Raw genomic sequence first — 18,315 nt, 5'->3', positions numbered from 1 at the left:
CGCACTAATACCTCACGTCCTGGCTGCGGCGCCGCACCACCGTCACCTCGTCGCGCTGATTGCCGGTCGGTCCCAGGTAGTTGAATGCGAACGCGTGCTGGCCGTAGCCACCGGCCAGGTGACTGGGCTTGACCCGGATCCGGGTCAACGAGTTGTGGGTGCCGCCACGCTTGTTGTTGGTCTCGGCCCGCGGAGTGTCCACGGTGCGCTCCTGCACGTGGTAGACGAACACCACGCCGTCGGGCATCCGCTGACTGACGATCGCACGGCCGACGAAGACGCCGTTGACGTTGACGGCTTCGATCCAATCGTTGTCCTTGACACCGATTTTCGCGGCATCGCCCGGGCTCATCCACATGGTGGGGCCGCCGCGCGACAGCGACAGCATGTACAGGTTGTCCTGGTAGGTGGAGTGGAACGACCACTTCGAGTGCGGGGTCAGGTACCGCACGGTGATCCCGATGCCGTCACCGGTCTCGCCGAGTTCGGGGGCATCGAACAGCCGCGCCATGTCCAGCGGCGGGCGGTATACCGGTAGATGTTCGCCGAGTTCCTCGATCCAGTCGTGCGCGGTGTAGAAGTGCATCCGGCCGGTCAGGGTGTGGAACGGCTTGAGGCATTCGATGTTGATCGTGAACGGGGCGTAGCGCCGTCCCCCGGTCTCGCTGCCGGACCACTCCGGGCTGGTGACCACCGGCACCGGCCGCGCCTGGGTGTCGGCGTAGGTGATCCGCTTCTCCTCGCTGCCCTCGGACAGGTGCGCTAGCCGCTGGCCGGTGCGTTTCTCCAGTTCCCGGAAACCCTCCGTCGCGATCCGGCCGTTGGTGGTGCCCGACAGCGCCAGCACGGTGTCGGCCATCCGGGTCGCGGTGGTGAGCGCGGGGCGCCCGGTGCCGGCACCGGATTTCATCACCCCGAACTTGGCGGCCAATTCCTCGACCTCTTCGTGCGGAAACACGGTGTAGCCCTTGGTGGTCAGCCCCAAGGTGTCCACCAGCGGTCCAAGGGACTGCCACATGTCAGCAATGGCGGTGTAATCACGCTCCACCACAGTCACTTTGGGCATGGTCTTGCCGGGCACCGGCGTCTCGCCGTTGCGCAACCAGTCACGCTCGGTTCCGTCGGGATAGGCCATCGCATCCGCGGTGTCGTGCTGCATCGCGGTCAGCACGACGTCATTGCGCACGCCCAGGTGCTTAACCGCCAATGCGCTGAACGTCCGCGCGATCGCGCCGAATGCGTCGAAGTCACTGCGGGTCTCCCACGGCGGGTCGATCGCCGCGCTGAACGAGTGCACGTAGGGGTGCATGTCGGTCGACGACAGGTCGGCCTTCTCGTACCAGGTGGCCGCCGGCAGCACGACGTCGGACATCAGGGTGGTGGAGGTCATTCGGAAGTCGATCGACATGAGCAGATCGAGCTTGCCCTCGGGAATGTCGCTGTCCCAGCGCACATCGGCCGGTTTCACCCCGCCGGCGGGCGGCTCGCCGATCACGCTGGCGTCGGTGCCCAGCAGATGCTTGAGGAAGTACTCGCCGCCCTTGCCGGACGCGCCGATGAGGTTGGCCCGCCACACCGTGAGCACGCGCGGCCAGTTCACCGGGTTGTCCGGATCGGTGACCGACAGCTTCAAGTCACCGGCGGCGAGTCGCTCGGCGACGTACTCCCCCGCGTCACGGCCGGCGGTGTCGGCCTCGTCGGCGACATCCAGGCTGGACCGGTCGAACTGCGGATAGAACGGGCTCCAGCCCATCGCGGTGGCCGACGCCAGGATGTCCATCGTGTGTCGGCCGTCGAATCGGCCGCGTCCGAGCGGGGTGGTCAGCTTCTCCGCGCCGTAGGCGTCGTAGCGCCACTGATCGGTGTGGGCATACCAGTAGGAGGTGCCCGGCACCTGGCGCGGCGGGCGCGTCCAGTCGCTGCCTGCGGCCATCGTCTGCCACCCGGTCAGCGGGCGCACCTTCTCCTGGCCGACGTAGTGCGCCCAGCCGCCGCCGTTGCGTCCCATCGATCCGGTGAGCATCAGCAGCGCGAGCACCGCCCGGTAGGTGGCGTCGCCGTGGAACCACTGGCAGATGCCGCTGCCCATGATGATCATCGACCGGCCACCGGATTCTTCTGCGTTGCGGGCGAATTCGCGCGCGATCCGGATCGCCTGCGAGGCCGAGACCCCGGTGATCGACTCCTGCCACGCGGGGGTGTTGACCTGTGTGTCGTCGTCGTAGCCGGTCGGCCATTCGCCGGGCAGCCAGGGCCGGCGCACCGAGTAGTTGGCCAGCATCAGGTCGAACACCGTGCAGACCAGGTGCTCACCGACCTGACGCACCGGCACCCCGCGCTCGACGATGGTGCCGTGGCCGGTAACGGTGTCGAAACCGGGCAGCGAGACCAGCGCGGCGGGCTGATCGCCGTTAAGGAATTTCGGGTTCTTGACGGTCAATGCCGGCCGCAGCTCGCCCAGGTCCAGGTTCCATTTGCCGATGCCGTCGTCGCCCCAGCGGAAGCCCAGCGAGCCGTGGGGCACCGCAACGGTGTCGGTGGCCTCATCCAGCAGGGCCGGTTTGAACGCCGCGTTCTCGACGTCCGCCAGATCCCCGCCCAGGTCGGCGGCGGTCAGGTTCTTTCCCGGAACCAGTCGGCCGTCGCGTTCCTCCAGCTTGATCAGGAACGGCAGGTCGGTGTAGCGGCGCACGTAGTCGGTGAAGAAGGGCACCTCTTGCTTGACGTAGCACTCGGTGAGGATCACGTGGCCCATCGCCATCGCCAGCGCGCCGTCGGTTCCGGCCGCACACGGCATCCACTCGTCGGCGAACTTAGTGTTGTCGGCGTAGTCCGGGCTGACGGTGACCACCTTGGTGCCGCGGTAGCGGACCTCGGCCATCCAGTGCGCGTCGGGCGTGCGGGTGATCGGGACGTTGGAGCCCCACATCATCAGGTAGGCCGCGTCCCACCAGTCCCCGGATTCCGGGACATCGGTCTGGTCGCCGAACACCTGCGGCGAGGCGACCGGCAGGTCGGCGTACCAGTCGTAGAAGGACGTCATCACCCCGCCGAGCATTTGGATGAAGCGTGACCCGGCGGCGAACGACACCATCGACATCGCCGGGATCGGGGAGAATCCCGCTACCCGGTCCGGACCGTAGGTCTTGATGGTGTGCACGTGGGCGGCGGCGATCATCTCGGTGGCTTCGGCCCAGGTCACCCGGATCAGGCCGCCCATACCGCGGGCCTGCTGGTAGCGCCGACGACGCTCGGGGTCGGCCTGGATGTCCGCCCAGGCCAGCACCGGGTCCCCCAGGCGCGCCTTGGCCTCCCGAAACATCTCGACCAGCGCGCCACGCGCGTAGGGGTAACGCACCCGGGTCGGCGAGTAGGAGTACCAGGAGAACGAGGCGCCGCGCGGGCAGCCGCGAGGCTCGTACTCGGGACGGTCCGGGCCCACCGAGGGATAATCGGTGGCCTGGTTCTCCCAGGTGATGATGCCGTCCTTGACGAAGATCTTCCAGGAACACGACCCGGTGCAGTTGACCCCGTGAGTAGACCGGACCACCTTGTCGTGGCTCCAGCGGTCCCGGTAGAAGGTGTCGGCCTCCCGCCCGCCCCGGTGGGTGACGGTGCGCAGATCCGACGAGATCTGTCCCCGGGTGAAGAACCGGCCGCTGCGTTCCAGCAGTTCTTCGAGTGGGCCACCGATTCCCGTGGTGGGCGGTCGCGCTGCGCGTGTCATCTCCGGATTCTCCTTCGCGGGTCGCCGCGCCTCGCGACGGATTTCACGTAGGCCGGAGCCACCGCCGCGCGCCATATCGGGCCCGAAACACCAGCGTAGCGGGATATATCGCTCGACGACCTAATCCGTCGGGAAGATTTAACAGAGCCTTTTCACCAGAGTGCCTGAGCCAGCTCCGGCAGCCAAGCGCGATCAGCAGGTACCCAGTCAACGTCGGTTAGTTGCACAGCCGTCACCCAGCGAAGGGCCTGATGGTCATGGGGCTGGGGCTCGCCGCTTGTCAGCCTGACCAGGTAGGCACGCAAGAGCATCTGGGGGTTCAGCGGCACATCAGCACCGAGGCGCTCCCCCACCATGATGGCGCCGGCATCCAGCCCCAGCTCTTCGCCGAGCTCGCGGGCCAACGCGGCGGATTCACTCTCACCGGGCATGACTTTGCCGCCGGGCAGTTCCCAGCGACCGGCCAGCTCTGGCGGGCGACGCCGCTGCGCGATCAGCACCGTGCGCCCGGCCGCCGATTCGGCGAGCACGGCTCCGGCGACGACGATCTGGGGTGACATGGCGTGTGAGGCTATACCGTCCTACCGTCGGGTATGGCTTTGTTGACTGACGATCAGGTGAATACGGCGCTGCCCGAGCTCGACGGCTGGGAGCTCGCCGACGGAACGCTGCGGCGCTCGGTCAAGTTCGGCTCGTTTCTGGCCGGGATCGACGCGGTGCGTCGGGTCGCCGAACGTGCCGAAGCGGCCGATCACCACCCCGACATCGATATCCGCTGGCGAACTGTGACGTTCGTTCTGGTGACGCACTCCGAAGGCGGGATCACCGACAAGGATGTGGCGATGGCGGGCGAGATCAACCGGCTTCTCGCGGCGTGACCCGCCTGGTTGCCATCCAGCCCAAGGTGACCAGCGCTCCGACGATGTAGACCAAGCCCGCCCAGGCCAGGTACCAGGGCCGGCCGTCCTGCCAGATCGTCGGCTGGAAGAAGCTCAGCAGCCACGGCACCCCGACGAGGGTGAGCGCGAGCCAGACCCAGCCCAGGATGCGGGCGCCTGGGCGATCCGAGTACGGCCCGTAGAACAGCCAGATCATCAGCGGCAGCAGCCACACCCAGTGATGGGTCCAGGAGATCGGTGACGCCAGCAGCCCGAACAGCTCGACCACCAGCAACGACCCCAGGACATCGGGTCCGGCGGGAGTACTGTTCAGCGCCCGCCAGGCGAGCACGGCCAGCACCGCGGTGACGACGATCGCGATCAGCACCGGCGGGCTGTAACCGGCGTCGTGTCCGAGGATGCGCGAGATCCCGCCCCGCCAGGACTGGTTGAACGACGTTCCGATCGGTCCTACTCGATGAGCATCACCGAGTAACTCGGTGAAGTAGCGGCGGGCCTGATCGCCGGTGGCCCACACTGACACCGCGATGGTGCCGGCGAAGACGACGGCCGAGAACACCGCGGCGGCCCAGCGCCGGGCCCCGGCCAGATAGACCCCGGCGATCGCCGGAGTCAGCTTTACCCCGGCGGCCAGCCCGACCAACAGCCCCGACACCCACCAGCGGCGGCTGTAGACGGCATAAAGCACCGCCAGCACCAGGATCACGTTGATCTGGCCGTAGTCGAAGGTGCTGCGCAACGGTTCGGTCCAGATCCCCGCGGCGGTCCACAACATCGCGACCCGGCGGTTCAGCGAGGCTCGACGAAGGAGAGGCGAAGCTGGGACCGCCGCATCAGCTGAGCGGTTCAGCGAGGCCGCTTCGCCGAGGAGTCGCTGACACAGCCGCACCACGCCGTACAGAGCGGCCATCGTGCCGATCTGCCACAGGAGCGCGACCAGCCCGAAAGGCAGGAAATGCAGCGGGTAGAACACCACCGCGGCGAACGGCGGGTAGGTGAACGGCAGCGGGAAATCCGGGGTCTGGTCGGCGTAGACGTAGTCATACAGCGCGCCGGGCTGAGCCAGCGCGGCCGCGCCACTGATATAGACGTGCAGGTCGACGAAGTTGGCGCCGTGCGGAGTGAGGTAGGTCCAGGCGAGCCGCGCCGCGACGCTGACCGCCAGCAGCAGTGGGGCCCACGCAGTCAGGCGAGTCGTCAGCGAACGCGCAGGCGGGGTGGCCCAGGTGTTCAAGGTGGTGTCTACCGGCACGACTCTAGCGAACGGCCGCCAGATCACCGTCGCGGTTCGGGTCCGTAACGGTTCCATAAATGACACACGTGTCACTTGAGCATCACCAGCAACAAGCTAACTTCGGTTTTCAGCAAGCCATTGCCGACGATTGGGGAAGTCATGTCGCGCCTCCGGACGCTGTTCGCCACGACGCATTTCACGACGCAGCGCGCCACCGCCGCCAAGGCGGCCATCGCCGCCGGCTCGTCAGCCGTGCTGGTCTTCGGCAGCCTGGGGCTGGCCAGTGTGGCTACAGCCGACCCGGCCATGCCGGCACTGCCGCTGCCCACCGCCGGATTTCCTGGGCTTCCCGCCATCGAGCAGTTGAGCCCGGTAATCCAGCAGGCCGCCGCTGACCCCGCCGGGGCGACCTCGCTGCTGATGGCCGCGGCCGCCGCATTCACCGGCAACTCCAACACGCCCGCCGGCTCGCGGCAGGTGGCCGACTCGGTGGCGCAGTTCGTGCAGTCGCCGCCCGAGGCACTGCCGAGCAATCACGTGCCAACGGCCGGCTCGGCACCTGGGCTGGTGGCCCACCTGCCCAGCGGCGTCGACCCGGCCAAGTCGGTGGGACCGATGCCGCAGGCCGCACCCAACGCGCCCGAAGCCCTGCCCGCACCCGCCGAGGCCCTCCCCGATGCGGCCCCGGCAGCCCCCGAAGCCGCCTTCATCGCCCCGGCACCCGACGCGGCGACGGCGGCCACTCCCGGATTCGGCCCCGACGCCCCGCCGACCCAGGACTTCATGTACCCCTCCATCGGCCAGAACTGCCAGGCCGACGGCGGCAACGTCATCGCCACTGCGCTGTCGGTGGCCGGCCCGGCCACGATTCCGACCCCCGGCCCCAAGCCCGGCCAGACCGCCTACGTGTTCACCGCCATGGGAACCCCCGGCCCGGCCGAGACGCAGAAGCTGCCGCTGAACGTCACGTGGGTGAACCTGACCACTGGTAAGTCCGGTAGCGCCACCCTGCAGCCGCGCACCGACATCAACCCCGAGGGGCCGACGACGCTGACGGCGATCGTCGACACCGGTTCGGGCAGCATCATGTCGACGATCTTCGGTCAGGTCAGCACCAAGGACCACCAGTGCAACTTCCTGCCGACCATCGGCTCGACGGTGGTGCCCTGACGCCCATGACCGTCCCCCGCACGTCGACACCTTGGACGTTGTTGGTCGGCTTGGCTGCGATGTTGCTCCTGGCGATCAGCGGTTGCGCCGGGGAACGACCGTCGCCGGAACGGTCGCCGTCCGCGGACGCTGTTTCCGCACCGGCGCCGATGAGCCCGCCGCCTCACCAGCTGCAACGGGATGTCGTGACCACCGGCAGCCTCAATATCGCGGTGGGCGACGTCGGCGGATCGGTGGACCGACTCATCGATCTGGCCACCGAGCTCGGCGGCCGCGTCGATGACCGCACCGAAAGCACAGCACCGGGTCAGTCCCACACCGCCGAGCTGACCCTGCGCATTCCGTCCGCGAAGGTCGATGAATTCCTCGACGACGCAAAGCAACTGGGGGATGTCTCGTCGATCGCGTTGCGGCACGACGACGTCACCGGACAGCGTGTCGACCTCGATGCGCGGGTTGCTGCGTTGCAGGCGTCGGTGGACCGATTGACGACGCTGATGAAGTCCGCCTCCACCACGGCCGATCTGCTGCAGGCCGAGAAGGAGCTGACCTCACGGCAGGCCGACCTCGACAGCCTGAGGGCGCAGCGTACCCAGCTCGGTGACCAGATCAGCTACGCGACGCTCACCGTTTCGCTGGCCTCCGAGTTCGAGTCGACCTCGCCCGGATTCGTCGCGTCGGTTCGCCACGGCTGGCATGCCCTGCTGTCGTTCACCCACGGCCTGATCTCGGTCGCGGGCTTCCTACTGCCCTGGCTGCCGGTGATCGTGGTGATCGCGGGCGTCGTAGTGGTCCTGCGCCGCAGGACCCGACGACGGCGTCAGTAGGCCATGAACAAGATGGCGTCCCGGTCGTACTCCATACCGGGGTGCACATCGGCGAGGTGCTTTTGCACCACCTCGACGAGGTTGTCCTCGTCCGTGCCAGTCATCGCCTCGCCACACGGACAATTCAGGTGAGTTTTCACGTCGTCGCCTTTCCCTTACTCTCTCGGGCCTGCTTCGCAGCCAATTTCTGGGCCTTCTTGGTGGACCGCACCTGCTGCAGCGACGACGCATCCACGACGTCAGCGATCGACAGATGTGTTCCGGGCTCACCGTATGCCCCGGCAGCCTCCCGCCATCCCGACGGGGTCACGCCGTACTGCTTGCCGAGCAAGGCCAGAAAGATCCGGGCCTTCTGCTCGCCGTAGCCGGGCAGTGCCTTGAGTCGCTTCAACACCTCGGCGCCATCGGGATCACCGACCATCCACAGTGCGGTCGTGTCGCCGCCGTACTGATCGACGATCGCTTTGGCCAGGGCCTGGACCCGACCCGCCATCGAACCCGGAAACCGGTGTACCGCAGGCGTTTCGGCGAACAACGCGGCGAACTCGTCAGGGTCGCGCGCGGCGATGTCGTGCGGGTCCAGCCCACCCATCCGGTCGGCGATCTTCTTCGGGCCGGCGAACGCGACCTCCATCGGGATCTGCTGATCGAGCAGCATTCCGACCAGCAGCGCGAACGGGTCTCCCGAAAGCAGCGCGTCGGCCTCGGGGTCTTGAACGAGGCAGAGTTTCGGAGTCACCAGCCACCTCTCGACAGAGCGCGGACGGTCCAACGTCCGCGTTACACCACCATAGGAGAGCGTAACCGTCGTCGAATGCAGCAGGAAACAAGGCCGCGAGTTCAGTTCACGCGATCAGTCAACCTTGACAAGCTGCCGCGTCACGAAGACAAACCGGCCCTTGCCGGATGATAAACAAGAGAATCGTTGTCGATCGTCGAAAAGAGTCCGTTTCCGTCCAAGACGGAACTCCATGTAGTTCCTTCCAAGTGGTAATCAAGGGGAGCACCGCCGTGGATCGTTGTCCGTTTGCAACCGGCACCGCACGAGGTGACCACCATCTGCAGACCGTCCGAAGGCTTCCCGTCCACGCTGGCCATGTCGTAAGTGCCGTCAGACAGTTCGGCGGACGCCGGAGCCGCTAACCCCACCGCCGCTGCGCCGACCAACGCTGCCATCAGACCAGCAACCCGCTTCGTCGTCATGTAAGTCTCCCCGCCCGCTCGTCGGTGCTCCATCCATCACCGTGCAGACGAATTTTTGCCGAACGGACGCCCAGCGGATACAGGGTTTCCCCTCGTCTTTACCTCGTGCTTGACGGCAATTCGCTCGTGCTGCGTCCAGACCGCCTAAGCCGACAGCGGTCCACCCCAGCCAACTAAAGCGTTCCGTTGGTCTGTGTCGGTGGAGTGTGCAACCGTGTAGACACCCCGAGCGGATGCATCTTCAGGAGAAGGACCATGAGACGTGTAGCGGCAGCGCTGATCGCAGCGATGGCTACGGCTGTATGCCTGGCGGCCACGGCCGCTGCGATACCGGAGCAGGGCACCCCGGAATTCGACACCTACATGCAGGGTCTGGAGCGCAACGGGTTCAACCTGAACCCCGACACCGCTTGGCGTCTCGCCCACCAGGCATGCGAAGGCGGACTTCCGGGCTACATCGGGTTGGAACTCGCTGCGCAAGGGGTCGTTGGGCCTGGCGCGAACCAGCGGGTGATGGACGTAGCCCGCAAGTATGCCTGCCCGGTGCAGTAACGGCCCGAACTAGCCGCTCTTGCGGCGGAATTCCCGACGGCTCTCGACCGGCCCGTGCGACCGCGACTGCTTGGCGCCGCCGTCCTTGTGGTCGGAGCCGCCCGCCGACTTCGCCTTCTTACGCTCCAGCGCCTCCCGGAACTTGCGCTTGTTCTCGTCTGCGGCGGAATCTGATTCGGGCATACCCAGGAGCCTAGCCCAGCGCATGGCCTACCGGTGGGAGATGCTCAGCGCACGCCCGGCGGCATGCCGTAAAGGTGGTGGATCGGCAGCGTCAACACCACGCGACGGTCGGTCACCATGGCCTGGCGGTACTCGTCCCAGTCCGGATGCTCCCCAGCAATGTTGCGGTACAACGCAATCAACGCCTCGACGGTGTCGTCATCGGGGGCGGCGGCCGGCGGCGTGAGTTGGGCATCGCCCTCGGCGACGGCATAGGACCAGCCGTCGTCGGAATCGACCAGCAGCGACGCCCTGGGATCCCGGCGCAGGTTGCGGGTCTTGGCTCGCGGTTCGGTGACCGACACCTGCACCACCAGAGACCGCGGGTCGAAGTAGTACTGCACGTTCGAAAGCTGCGGGCGCCCGTCTTTCTTGAGCGTGGCCAAGACGCCGAGCGAGTTCCCGCTGATCAAGGCAAGCAACTTGTCGTCGAATACCTGACGTCCCATGATCGAAGCCTACCGACGCGTCGGGTTATTGCCATCGTTCTTGCACCGATTGGAGGTCGCCTCATGACTCGGTATGCCCTGTTTCTGCGCGGCGTGAATGTCGGCGGCGTCAACCTCAAGATGGCCGAGGTCGCCGCCACGCTGACCGCCGCCGGATTCTCCGAGGTCCGCACCCTCCTTGCCAGCGGCAACGTGCTGCTGGACTCGCCCGCCACTGCCGCGAAGGTGCGTACCGCCGCCGAGGCGGCGTTGCGGGAGCGCTTCGGCTACGAGGCCTGGGTGCTGGTCTACGACGTGGAGACGGTGCGCGACATCGTGGCTGCCTATCCCTTCGAACCCGAGGTCCCCGACGTGCACTCCTATGTCACGTTCGTCGCCGACGACGCGGCGCTGACCGAACTGTCCGGGCTCGCAGCCGATGCCGAGGAGAAGATCACCCTCGGGGACCGGGTGATCTACTGGCAGATCCCCAAGGGCGACACCCTGACCAGCACGGTGGGCAAGACGATGGGTAACAAGCGGTACAAGTCGACCACCACCACCCGCAACCTGCGCACTCTGAACAAAATGCTGCGCTAATGCGCGCACCGGTAAGGTCGCAGACGTGAGCCAGGCACAGAAAGTCACCCTGACCGGGGTCTCCGAAACCGCGTTGCTGACCTTGAACGCTCGGGCGACAGAAGCCCGCCGCTCTGACGGGATCATCGATGACCCGATGGCGATCCGCCTGGCCGAGTCGATCGACTTCGATTTCGCGAAATTCGGGCCGACACGTCAAGACATCGCGCTGCGCGCCTTGGCCTTCGACGACCAGACCCGGCAGTTCCTGCACCAGCACCCGTCGGGCACGGTGGTGGCCCTGGCCGAGGGTTTGCAGACCAGCTTCTGGCGGGTGAGCGCAAGCATTCCCGACGCCGCGTTCCGCTGGCTCACCGTCGATCTCCCACCGATCGTCGACATCCGCACCCGGCTGCTGCCGGCGTCGCCGCAGGTTTCGGTGTGCGCCCAATCCGCGCTGGACTACAGCTGGATGGACCAGGTCGATCCGGACAAGGGCGTGTTCATCAGCGCCGAGGGCCTGCTGATGTACCTGCAGCCTGAGCAGTCGCTCGCCCTGATCGCCGAGTGTGCCCGCCGCTTCCCGGGCGGGCGGCTGCTCTTCGATGTGCCGCCGCCGTTGATGGCGATGCTGATTCGCCGCGGGGTGTGGACCTCGCTGCGGTACAAGGCGCCGCCGATGCCGTTCAACCTGTCGGTGAGCGAGGCTGCTGATCTGGTGAACACCATGCCCGGCATCCGGGCCGTTCGCGATCTGCCGTTGCCGGCCGGGCGCGGGTGGCTGTTCAACACCCTGCTCTCGAGCGCCTATCGGCTGCGCGTCCTGGATCCGGTCCGTCCGTCCCTGACCCTGCTCGAATTCGGCTAAGAAGCACCGCTTCCGCCGCTGTCGAAGGCCGCGTCGAGGTAGCGCAGCGCATCGGTCTTGCTCAAACCGACCGCGCGGGCCGTAGCCGCGAAAGCGCTTGCCGCCTGGGTCATGGCCGCCTCGGCCGGGTCGCTGCTGGCCACGAAGGTGCCGAATCGGCCCCGCGTCTCGACGACGCCGCCGGCCTCCAGCTCGCGGTAGGCGCGTGCGACGGTGTTGACCGCCAGGCCCAGTTGCTTCGCCAGTTCGCGCACCGTCGGTAGCCGGGTTCCCGCGGGCAGGGATCCGGCCCGGACCGCCTCGATCAGCGCAACCCTGATCTGCTCGAACAGCGGCACGTCGGCATGCACGTCGGCTTTCAGCAGGTCGGCGAAGTCCATTTGGCCAGTATCCCGCTATCTTGGTGGCGTGCGGGTGGTGGTGTTCAGTGGCGCAGGAATCTCAGCCGAGAGCGGGATACCTACCTTCCGCGATGACGAGAAGGGGCTCTGGTCGCAGTACGACCCCTACGAGGTCTCCAGCATCGATGGCTGGAATCGGCAGCCGGAACTGGTGTGGGGCTGGTATGTGTGGCGCTGCCAGCTGGCCCGCCGCTATGAGCCGAACCTGGGCCACACTGCGATCGCGGACTGGGAGCAGCACGCTGATGTCCAGGTCATCACCCAGAACGTTGACAATCTGCACGAGCGTGGCGGCAGTTCCTCGGTTCACCATCTGCACGGCCGGATGTTCACCTTCCGCTGCTCGGACTGCGAGCAACCGCACGACACGCAGCTGCCGGAGCTGGCAGAGCCCGTACTCGAAATCATGCCCCCGCAGTGCGAGTGCGGCGGCTTGATCCGCCCGGACGTGGTGTGGTTCGGCGAACAGCTTCCCGACGAGCCGTGGAACGCAGCGGTCGAGGCTGTCGACGCCGCCGATGCGCTGATCGTGGTCGGCACGTCCGGGGTGGTCTATCCGGCGGCCAGCCTGCCCGAACGAGCGCTGGAGCTGGGCAAGACCGTCATCCAGGTGAACCCGGAGCCGACGCCGCTGTCGGAGCGGGCCACGGTCTTTCTGCAAACCACCGCCTCGGCGGCACTGCCGGGAATGGCACAGCGGTTGCCTTTCCTGCTGGGCTGACTCCGATTCAGGCCGGGCGGCTGGCCGAGCCCAGCGCGAACTCCGACACCGGCACCGGCGCCCACGCCGGGAATTGATGCCCACGCCGCGCCCTGTCGACGACGAAGCCGGCGGCGGTGATCATCTGCTCGGTGTCGCGGTGGGTGTGGCAGTTGCCGAACAGGCGGGGCCAGAAGGTGGCGTCGGCCAGCCGTTGCAGTCCGCCGCGCATCCCGGCGCTGGCGACATGCTCGAAGTAGCGCAGCTCGCCGCCGGGCTTCAGCAGTGCGAACAGCTGGCGCAGCACGTCCTCGGGACGATCGACCGAACACAAGACCAGCGAGCACACGATCGCATCGAAGGGCTCCCCGGCGTCCAAGGCCTCCACTGTGCTCGCCACCACGGTGATCGGCACCGACGCCGCCGCAGCAGCAGATACGGCGGCATCCCGCAGCCGTGACTCGGGTTCGGCGGCCACCACCTCAGTCACGGTGTCCGGGTAGAAGCCGAAGTTGCTGCCGGTGCCGGCTCCGATCTCGAGCACCCGCCCGGACAAACCCTCGAGGTTCTCTCGGCGGCGGTCCCGCAACCAGTCGGTCTCGCGGCTGGACATGAAGGTCCAGATCCGGGCGAACAGCGGGTTGTCCAAGGTGTCCGGTGCGCTCATGGCAGCCACCCTAGCGGGGCGCAGCGGGTCGCAGGCACGTCCCGAGCACAGGCCCTACAAAGGCTACCGGTCAGTAGTATTGCCACCATTTCCCGAAACGTGACTCAATGATTCCTTAATAGTGACCAATAAGCTCAGGGTCATGTGGATCGACGACTCAAGTGCCGACGTCATCAAGGTTGACTTCGAGGCCCTGTACCACGGCGATTTCCTCGTCGAGGGCGACACCTCGGAGCAGTTCGACGGCTTGCATTCGCTGGCCAGCTGATTGATCGGCGCCGCGACAGCGGCGCCTTTCAATATGGTGCGGTTGCGCACAGGTCGCCGCCTTGCGGACGACGTCTCAGGTTCGGCTGATCATGCGCGACAGGGACCGCACAACGTGACGACTGGCCGAGTGCCGCACCCTCTGAATTACCGGTTGGCGGATCTGCGTGGCACCCACGCCAAACCGAGGAAACAGCCCCACAGCATTTGTCCGGTCGATCGCATCGCGGCCGGCTCGATCCAGACCGGCATACGTCTCCAGACCAGCAGCGAACAATCGCCCGGCGGCGCTCGGCGCGAACGGCCAGTCCGATCCGAAGGTGACATGCCCGGGCCGAGCGAAGGCCAGCAGACTCGGCAGCGCAGCGGCGCTGGATGACAGCGCAGTATCAAAGTAGAAGCCAGCGAAATCGTCGAGGACGTCGGCCGGACTTCGGCCGGTGTCGGCCGTGATGGCGACCGCCATCCGATGACTCGCATACGGAACGAAACCCCCGGCATGGCTCAACAGGAAACGAATTCTCGGGAATCGGCGACGAATACCGTTGCGCACCAACAGGTAAGCGGCCCGCGTGGTGTCCAACAGGAAGTCGGCCGCGAACGGGGCGACACCGGGTATCACCGGTCCGGGCAGGTCGGCCGGGTGAATGAACACCACGGCCGCGCGCTCATCCAGCGCCTTGAATAGCTCGTCCTGCCCTTCTTGGCCCAGGTATACGCCGGCATTGTTGGCCAACAGCACCACGCCATCGGCCTTGAGCTCGTCGAGCGCGCGGACGGTTTCCGCGACGGACGCATCCAGGTGCGGCATCGGGATGGTGGCGAAGAAGCCGAACCGGCCGGGATGTTCCAAGACCAGTTGCGCGGTGTAGTCGTTGAGCTCGCGCGCCAGCGCGGCGGCGTCAGCGACAGCGGGCAGAAAAGTGGTGCCGGGGGTGGACACCGACAGGATCGCGGTGCCGATGTCGAGGTCGGCCATGGTCTGCAACGACGCTTCGGGGCTCCAGTCCGGCAGCGCCCGTCCCCCGGCTTCGTCGATCCCGGCTTTCCGCAGGGCTGTGCGGTAGTCGGGTGGGATCAGGTGGTGGTGGGTGTCGATGCGCAGCATGTCCGCCTCCTCATTGACTGTCGGGGATGCCGGCCCCGGACAGGGCCACGACCGTGTCTTCGCGGTGCCGTAGCGACGCTGCCGCGGCCTTGAACTGTGCGAGCTTGCCGATGATGGTCTGCCCCTCTGGAGTGTGCCCCCAGATGCTGATGCCCTGATGGGTCGTCGGCTCCCAGGTGTTCTCGTCGACGACGATGGGGTTCCAGCCCACTTCCCACTCGAAACCCGACGGGGTCCTCGCGTAGTAGGACAGTTCGCGGTCATTCGTGTGCTGTCCGACCCCCAGCGCCATGTCGAAGCCAAGTTCCTTGACGCGTTGGTAGGAGGCGGTCATGTCGTCGAGGTCGGCGACCTGAATGTTGAGGTGCTGGATACGTGTGCGGATCGGGTTGATCGGCAGCCGATTCACCGCGGCGATCGCCACCGAGTGATGCCGCTGGTTGACCCGCAGGAATCGGATCTTGAACTTCAGGCCGCTGATCGTTTCGTCGATGAGATCGCTGAGGCGGGCGTCGAAGACGGTGTTGAAGTAGCCGCGTACCCGATGCGGCTTTGTCGTCGTGATCGCGACGTGCCCAATCCCGGCGCCTCCGGTGACGAATCCGCCGCCTACCCGCATGTTCAGCGGCGAGGGGCTGGTCGAGGCCCGGACGAAGATCTCCTGGGTCAACCCGTTGGGGCCGGGAAACCGCACCAGTCGTTCGACGCCGCGCAGCGCGGCCTGCTCCGCGGTCCCCTCGGTGATCGGGACGCCATGCCCGGTGACCCGAGAGAGGATCTCCTCGAAGCTGCCATGGTCGTCGAGTTCCCACCCCAGGGCGGTGACGTCCTCGGCGGGGCCGCGCTGCAGCAGGAACCGGCAGTCGTGGTTGTCGAGGCGGAAGCGCATGACGTCGGGCAGGGTTTCGTCCACGTGCATGCCGACGGCGTCGCAGCCGAAGCGCCGCCAGTCGGCGAACTTGGCGGTCTCGACGACCACATAGCCGAGGTGAACTTTGCCGAAGATCATTGCTCGAACACCGAGGGCTTGCCGAGGAATTCGGTGACCAGGCGGTTGAACAGCTCGGCACGTTCCCACTGCATCCAGTGGCCAGTACGCGACGTCATCACCAGCTCGGCGTTGGGCATCAGGTTGAGCAGCATCGGCCCCCCGGCAGGCTTGTTGACCTTGTCGTCGCGGCCCCAGAGCACCAGGGCCGGTGTTTGCAGGTCTGCAAGCCGGCTGTCGCGGGTGAGGTCCATCCGCCACAGCGTGCGCAGCGCCGTCGGTCCCGACGGCCGGCGCAGCGGCGGGTTAGCAACCACCTCCGGGTCGATGGAGGCGGCGTAGCGCAGGTCGATCAGGTCGTCGGGGACCGCGGCGCCGTCGTAGACCAAGTAGGTGCGGATGAAGCTGGCGAGTTTGTCGCGGCTGGGGCCGTCGCCGCCGTAGTAGGCCAACAGGGTTTTCAGCCCGGCGGTCGGTGCACCGCGGGTGGTCCCGATCCCGCCGGGGCCCATCAGCACCAGCTTCCCGACGCGTGCCGGAGTGTCCAGGGCCAGCCGCAGCGCGCACGCCCCGCCGTAGGAGTTACCGACCAGATGTGCGGTGTCGAGCCCGAGTTCGTCGAGCAGGCCGCGGATCATGTCGGCGAGGCAGCCGAAGGGGTCGCGCTGATCCACCTCCTTGACCGAGCGGCCGTAGCCGGGCATGTCCGGGACGATGACCCGGAAGTGCTGCGCCAGTGCGTCGATGTTGCGGGCGTAGTTGGACACTCCGGAGGCGCCCGGTCCCCCGCCGTGCAGCAGCACCACCGCAGGTCCGGCTCCCGCTTCGGCAAAGAAGATCGGTTTTCCGGCGACGGTGACAGTGTGTTCGGTCAATGCGGTGGTCATGCGGTGACTCCAGTCGTGATTGGGGCGAGCCCTGCGGGCGGCGCCGGGAGGGACTCTCCGGATTTGGCTGCGGCATAGACGAATCCGTCGGGGCGCAGGACGACGACGCTCGCCTTCTTGGCTCGCAGCCAGTGCAGCAAGGACGGTTCGTCGACACGGATCGCCGGCACGCCCAGCTCAGTCCACGCGGTGGTGCCCGCAGGCAGCGCACCGGTGTGCACGATCGCCCATCGTCCGCCGAGGATGTCATCGAGTCGAACGGTCGCGCCCTGGTCGTCGGTCACCCACGGTTGGGGGATCTGCCATCCGATCGCGCGGCGCCCGCCGGCGGCGAAGAACCCGTCGGCGTATCGGGCGTCGGGAATCCACATCAGTTTCTGGGACCTGGTATTCAGCCCGGGTATCCGCGACAGGGCGCGCAAGACATGGTTGCGAACGGCGGCGAGGGCCGGGCTGCGTTCGGTGATGATTCGTCCCACCATGCATGCCCGGCGGGTGGTTTCGGTGACGTGCGGCTTGCGCTCGGTTTGATAGGAGTCGAGCAGCGACTCCTGGGCCTGGCCGTTGATGACGGCCGCGAGTTTCCAGCACAGATTGGCCGCGTCACGCACTCCGGCGGACATGCCCTGGCCGATCCAGGGCGGCATGGCGTGGGCGGCGTCGCCGGCCAGGAATATCCGTCCCACCCGCCAGCGGTCAGCGGTCCGGACGTGGTGGCTGTAGATCACCGCCCGCAGAATCTTGACGTGCTCGGGGGTGATGCCCTGGTCTTCCAGCACCTTCCAGATCGCGGTCTCGTCGAGCAGTGTCCGCTCGTCTTCGCAATCACGCGCCGGGTACTCCCAGCGATGGTGACCCAGTGGTGTGGGGCAGTCGACGGTGGGGCGGGCCGGGTTGCAGTGGAACCGCAGCCGGTCATAGCCGTCCCAGGTGTTAAGCACCTTGGTGTCGATGACAACCCACCGTTCGCTGTATGTCCGCCCGGCGTAACCGACGCCCAACTGTCCACGAGTGGGCGACGACCCGCCGTCGGCCGCAATCACGTACGACGCCCGCACTCGCTTGATCGTGTCGCTGCGCAGGTCGGCCAGCATGAGCTCGACCTCGTTGTCTCTCGGCAGCACCCGCAAGCATTCGTGTTCCAGGAGGATGTCGACGTCGGCGAACCGCTGCACGCCCTCGCGTAGCACGCGATCGACCGCGGGCTGGTAGAGGAACTGTTGAGGCGGATGCCCGGCCCCGCGGGGTTCGATTTTCAGATCGATGAAAGGCACCCCCTTGGCGTCGACGAAGTTCAGCGGCCGATCCGGCAGCATGTCTTGCTGCAGCCGCTCCGCCAGGCCGACGGACTGCCAGATCCGCATGACCTCGTCGTCGGTGGAGATCGCCCGCGCACGCCCGTAAATATCGGGATCACGTTCGACGACAAGCACTTTGAGACCGAGTCGACCCAAGAGGTTCGCGGCGGTGGCGCCGGTTGGCCCGTAGCCGATAACCGCCACGTCATAGGTGTCTGTCGTCACGATGCCCGCTCTCGACTCCGAAAAACTTGTCCTGTAGTGATCGCTACGGTAATGTAGCGATCACT

22 protein-coding genes are annotated in these 18,315 nt (G+C 66.8%); 8 read left to right on the top strand and 14 right to left on the bottom strand.

Annotated features, from left to right (window positions below; genetic code table 11):
- Positions 1-4: 4 nt before the first annotated feature.
- Together MJO54_RS06560 and MJO54_RS06555 are read right to left on the bottom strand one after the other, a co-directional pair.
- Positions 5-3,727 carry a nitrate reductase subunit alpha gene (locus MJO54_RS06560; RefSeq protein WP_065153680.1) on the bottom strand — a complete coding sequence of 1,241 codons (3,723 nt, stop codon included), beginning with the start codon at positions 3,725-3,727 and terminating at the stop codon, positions 5-7.
- A 152-nt stretch (positions 3,728-3,879) separates the two neighbouring features.
- A complete protein-coding gene (locus tag MJO54_RS06555; RefSeq protein WP_046284206.1) occupies positions 3,880-4,287 on the bottom strand; it encodes a (deoxy)nucleoside triphosphate pyrophosphohydrolase in 408 nt (135 codons plus the stop codon).
- 33 nt (positions 4,288-4,320) lie between these two features.
- Here MJO54_RS06555 and MJO54_RS06550 point away from each other — a divergent pair, with 33 nt between their 5' ends.
- On the top strand, positions 4,321-4,605 hold the full coding sequence (locus tag MJO54_RS06550; protein WP_046284205.1) for a 4a-hydroxytetrahydrobiopterin dehydratase: 285 nt from the start codon (positions 4,321-4,323) through the stop codon (positions 4,603-4,605).
- On the opposite strand, the gene MJO54_RS06545 is transcribed toward MJO54_RS06550, so the two are convergent.
- Positions 4,583-5,935 carry a mannosyltransferase gene (locus tag MJO54_RS06545; RefSeq protein WP_065153660.1) on the bottom strand — a complete coding sequence of 451 codons (1,353 nt, stop codon included), beginning with the start codon at positions 5,933-5,935 and terminating at the stop codon, positions 4,583-4,585. The two genes, MJO54_RS06550 and MJO54_RS06545, sit on opposite strands and share 23 nt — an antisense overlap.
- 84 nt (positions 5,936-6,019) lie before the next feature.
- Here MJO54_RS06545 and MJO54_RS06540 point away from each other — a divergent pair, with 84 nt between their 5' ends.
- Together MJO54_RS06540 and MJO54_RS06535 are read left to right on the top strand one after the other, a co-directional pair.
- Complete coding sequence (locus MJO54_RS06540) at positions 6,020-7,030, top strand: Rv1157c family protein (RefSeq protein WP_105294519.1); 1,011 nt, start codon at positions 6,020-6,022, stop codon at positions 7,028-7,030.
- Positions 6,988-7,857, top strand: coding sequence for a DUF4349 domain-containing protein (locus MJO54_RS06535; RefSeq protein WP_131812832.1), 870 nt, complete (start codon positions 6,988-6,990; stop codon positions 7,855-7,857). Before MJO54_RS06540 ends, MJO54_RS06535 begins: the two co-directional genes overlap by 43 nt.
- Here the strand turns inward: MJO54_RS06535 and MJO54_RS06530 are convergent.
- The 3 genes from MJO54_RS06530 to MJO54_RS06520 form a co-directional block, all read right to left on the bottom strand.
- Entirely contained in the window at positions 7,851-7,997 is a 147-nt protein-coding gene (locus tag MJO54_RS06530) for a DUF1059 domain-containing protein (RefSeq protein ID WP_064888412.1), read from the bottom strand. The genes MJO54_RS06535 and MJO54_RS06530 overlap by 7 nt on opposite strands.
- A complete protein-coding gene (locus tag MJO54_RS06525; RefSeq protein ID WP_065153659.1) occupies positions 7,994-8,596 on the bottom strand; it encodes an HhH-GPD-type base excision DNA repair protein in 603 nt (200 codons plus the stop codon). The genes MJO54_RS06530 and MJO54_RS06525 overlap by 4 nt, the downstream gene beginning before the upstream one ends.
- Positions 8,597-8,736: 140 nt before the next feature.
- Positions 8,737-9,060, bottom strand: a complete 324-nt coding sequence (locus tag MJO54_RS06520) for a hypothetical protein (RefSeq protein ID WP_131812831.1) — start codon at positions 9,058-9,060, stop codon at positions 8,737-8,739.
- A gap of 255 nt (positions 9,061-9,315) precedes the next feature.
- Here MJO54_RS06520 and MJO54_RS06515 point away from each other — a divergent pair, with 255 nt between their 5' ends.
- Entirely contained in the window at positions 9,316-9,612 is a 297-nt protein-coding gene (locus MJO54_RS06515) for a DUF732 domain-containing protein (protein WP_046284418.1), read from the top strand.
- A 9-nt stretch (positions 9,613-9,621) separates the two neighbouring features.
- On the opposite strand, the gene MJO54_RS06510 is transcribed toward MJO54_RS06515, so the two are convergent.
- Together MJO54_RS06510 and MJO54_RS06505 are read right to left on the bottom strand one after the other, a co-directional pair.
- Positions 9,622-9,795, bottom strand: a complete 174-nt coding sequence (locus MJO54_RS06510; RefSeq protein ID WP_105294518.1) for a DUF5302 domain-containing protein — start codon at positions 9,793-9,795, stop codon at positions 9,622-9,624.
- A 44-nt stretch (positions 9,796-9,839) separates the two neighbouring features.
- On the bottom strand, positions 9,840-10,283 hold the full coding sequence (locus MJO54_RS06505) for a PPOX class F420-dependent oxidoreductase (protein ID WP_046284395.1): 444 nt from the start codon (positions 10,281-10,283) through the stop codon (positions 9,840-9,842).
- A 63-nt stretch (positions 10,284-10,346) separates the two neighbouring features.
- Between MJO54_RS06505 and MJO54_RS06500 the strand changes: the two genes are divergently transcribed.
- Positions 10,347-10,862 (top strand): DUF1697 domain-containing protein, encoded by a 516-nt coding sequence (locus MJO54_RS06500; protein ID WP_105294517.1) that lies wholly within the window; start codon positions 10,347-10,349, stop codon positions 10,860-10,862.
- A gap of 25 nt (positions 10,863-10,887) precedes the next feature.
- Complete coding sequence (locus MJO54_RS06495; RefSeq protein WP_105294516.1) at positions 10,888-11,709, top strand: class I SAM-dependent methyltransferase; 822 nt, start codon at positions 10,888-10,890, stop codon at positions 11,707-11,709.
- On the opposite strand, the gene MJO54_RS06490 is transcribed toward MJO54_RS06495, so the two are convergent.
- Positions 11,706-12,089, bottom strand: coding sequence for an Rv1152 family transcriptional regulator (locus tag MJO54_RS06490; RefSeq protein WP_105294515.1), 384 nt, complete (start codon positions 12,087-12,089; stop codon positions 11,706-11,708). The genes MJO54_RS06495 and MJO54_RS06490 overlap by 4 nt on opposite strands.
- 28 nt (positions 12,090-12,117) lie before the next feature.
- Here MJO54_RS06490 and MJO54_RS06485 point away from each other — a divergent pair, with 28 nt between their 5' ends.
- Complete coding sequence (locus MJO54_RS06485; protein ID WP_024441159.1) at positions 12,118-12,831, top strand: SIR2 family NAD-dependent protein deacylase; 714 nt, start codon at positions 12,118-12,120, stop codon at positions 12,829-12,831.
- A gap of 7 nt (positions 12,832-12,838) precedes the next feature.
- Here MJO54_RS06485 and MJO54_RS06480 read toward each other — a convergent pair whose 3' ends face one another.
- Positions 12,839-13,477 (bottom strand): class I SAM-dependent methyltransferase, encoded by a 639-nt coding sequence (locus tag MJO54_RS06480; protein ID WP_105294514.1) that lies wholly within the window; start codon positions 13,475-13,477, stop codon positions 12,839-12,841.
- Positions 13,478-13,619: 142 nt separating this feature from the next.
- Here MJO54_RS06480 and MJO54_RS06475 point away from each other — a divergent pair, with 142 nt between their 5' ends.
- Positions 13,620-13,745 (top strand): hypothetical protein, encoded by a 126-nt coding sequence (locus MJO54_RS06475; protein WP_096867583.1) that lies wholly within the window; start codon positions 13,620-13,622, stop codon positions 13,743-13,745.
- A 75-nt stretch (positions 13,746-13,820) separates the two neighbouring features.
- On the opposite strand, the gene MJO54_RS06470 is transcribed toward MJO54_RS06475, so the two are convergent.
- Genes MJO54_RS06470 through MJO54_RS06455 form a run of 4 tightly spaced genes read right to left on the bottom strand, consistent with a single transcriptional unit; the run spans position 13,821 to position 18,250 of the window.
- The gene (locus MJO54_RS06470) at positions 13,821-14,852 is read right to left on the bottom strand and encodes an amidohydrolase family protein (RefSeq protein ID WP_105294513.1); all 1,032 of its coding nucleotides are present in this window, start codon (positions 14,850-14,852) and stop codon (positions 13,821-13,823) included.
- Positions 14,853-14,862: 10 nt separating this feature from the next.
- The gene (locus tag MJO54_RS06465; protein ID WP_105294512.1) at positions 14,863-15,861 is read right to left on the bottom strand and encodes a VOC family protein; all 999 of its coding nucleotides are present in this window, start codon (positions 15,859-15,861) and stop codon (positions 14,863-14,865) included.
- Positions 15,858-16,727 (bottom strand): alpha/beta fold hydrolase, encoded by an 870-nt coding sequence (locus MJO54_RS06460; protein WP_046284403.1) that lies wholly within the window; start codon positions 16,725-16,727, stop codon positions 15,858-15,860. The genes MJO54_RS06465 and MJO54_RS06460 overlap by 4 nt, the downstream gene beginning before the upstream one ends.
- Positions 16,724-18,250 (bottom strand): bifunctional 3-(3-hydroxy-phenyl)propionate/3-hydroxycinnamic acid hydroxylase, encoded by a 1,527-nt coding sequence (locus MJO54_RS06455; RefSeq protein WP_105294511.1) that lies wholly within the window; start codon positions 18,248-18,250, stop codon positions 16,724-16,726. Before MJO54_RS06455 ends, MJO54_RS06460 begins: the two co-directional genes overlap by 4 nt.
- Between the last annotated feature and the right edge of the window lie 65 nt (positions 18,251-18,315).

This window comes from Mycolicibacter virginiensis (assembly GCF_022374935.2).
Classification (GTDB): domain Bacteria; phylum Actinomycetota; class Actinomycetes; order Mycobacteriales; family Mycobacteriaceae; genus Mycobacterium; species Mycobacterium virginiense.
This window is presented reverse-complemented; position numbering and strand designations above follow the sequence as displayed.

Coding starts and splice junctions, on each gene's coding strand:
- MJO54_RS06560 (WP_065153680.1), bottom strand. CDS start 3,727: ATGACACGCGCAGCGCGACCGCCCACCACGGGAATCGGTGGCCCACTC.
- MJO54_RS06550 (WP_046284205.1), top strand. CDS start 4,321: ATGGCTTTGTTGACTGACGATCAGGTGAATACGGCGCTGCCCGAGCTC.
- MJO54_RS06540 (WP_105294519.1), top strand. CDS start 6,020: ATGTCGCGCCTCCGGACGCTGTTCGCCACGACGCATTTCACGACGCAG.
- MJO54_RS06500 (WP_105294517.1), top strand. CDS start 10,347: ATGACTCGGTATGCCCTGTTTCTGCGCGGCGTGAATGTCGGCGGCGTC.
- MJO54_RS06470 (WP_105294513.1), bottom strand. CDS start 14,852: ATGCTGCGCATCGACACCCACCACCACCTGATCCCACCCGACTACCGC.
- MJO54_RS06520 (WP_131812831.1), bottom strand. CDS start 9,060: ATGACGACGAAGCGGGTTGCTGGTCTGATGGCAGCGTTGGTCGGCGCA.
- MJO54_RS06460 (WP_046284403.1), bottom strand. CDS start 16,727: ATGACCACCGCATTGACCGAACACACTGTCACCGTCGCCGGAAAACCG.
- MJO54_RS06510 (WP_105294518.1), bottom strand. CDS start 9,795: ATGCCCGAATCAGATTCCGCCGCAGACGAGAACAAGCGCAAGTTCCGG.
- MJO54_RS06545 (WP_065153660.1), bottom strand. CDS start 5,935: ATGGAACCGTTACGGACCCGAACCGCGACGGTGATCTGGCGGCCGTTC.
- MJO54_RS06480 (WP_105294514.1), bottom strand. CDS start 13,477: ATGAGCGCACCGGACACCTTGGACAACCCGCTGTTCGCCCGGATCTGG.
- MJO54_RS06465 (WP_105294512.1), bottom strand. CDS start 15,861: ATGATCTTCGGCAAAGTTCACCTCGGCTATGTGGTCGTCGAGACCGCC.
- MJO54_RS06490 (WP_105294515.1), bottom strand. CDS start 12,089: ATGGACTTCGCCGACCTGCTGAAAGCCGACGTGCATGCCGACGTGCCG.
- MJO54_RS06515 (WP_046284418.1), top strand. CDS start 9,316: ATGAGACGTGTAGCGGCAGCGCTGATCGCAGCGATGGCTACGGCTGTA.
- MJO54_RS06555 (WP_046284206.1), bottom strand. CDS start 4,287: ATGTCACCCCAGATCGTCGTCGCCGGAGCCGTGCTCGCCGAATCGGCG.
- MJO54_RS06475 (WP_096867583.1), top strand. CDS start 13,620: ATGTGGATCGACGACTCAAGTGCCGACGTCATCAAGGTTGACTTCGAG.
- MJO54_RS06505 (WP_046284395.1), bottom strand. CDS start 10,283: ATGGGACGTCAGGTATTCGACGACAAGTTGCTTGCCTTGATCAGCGGG.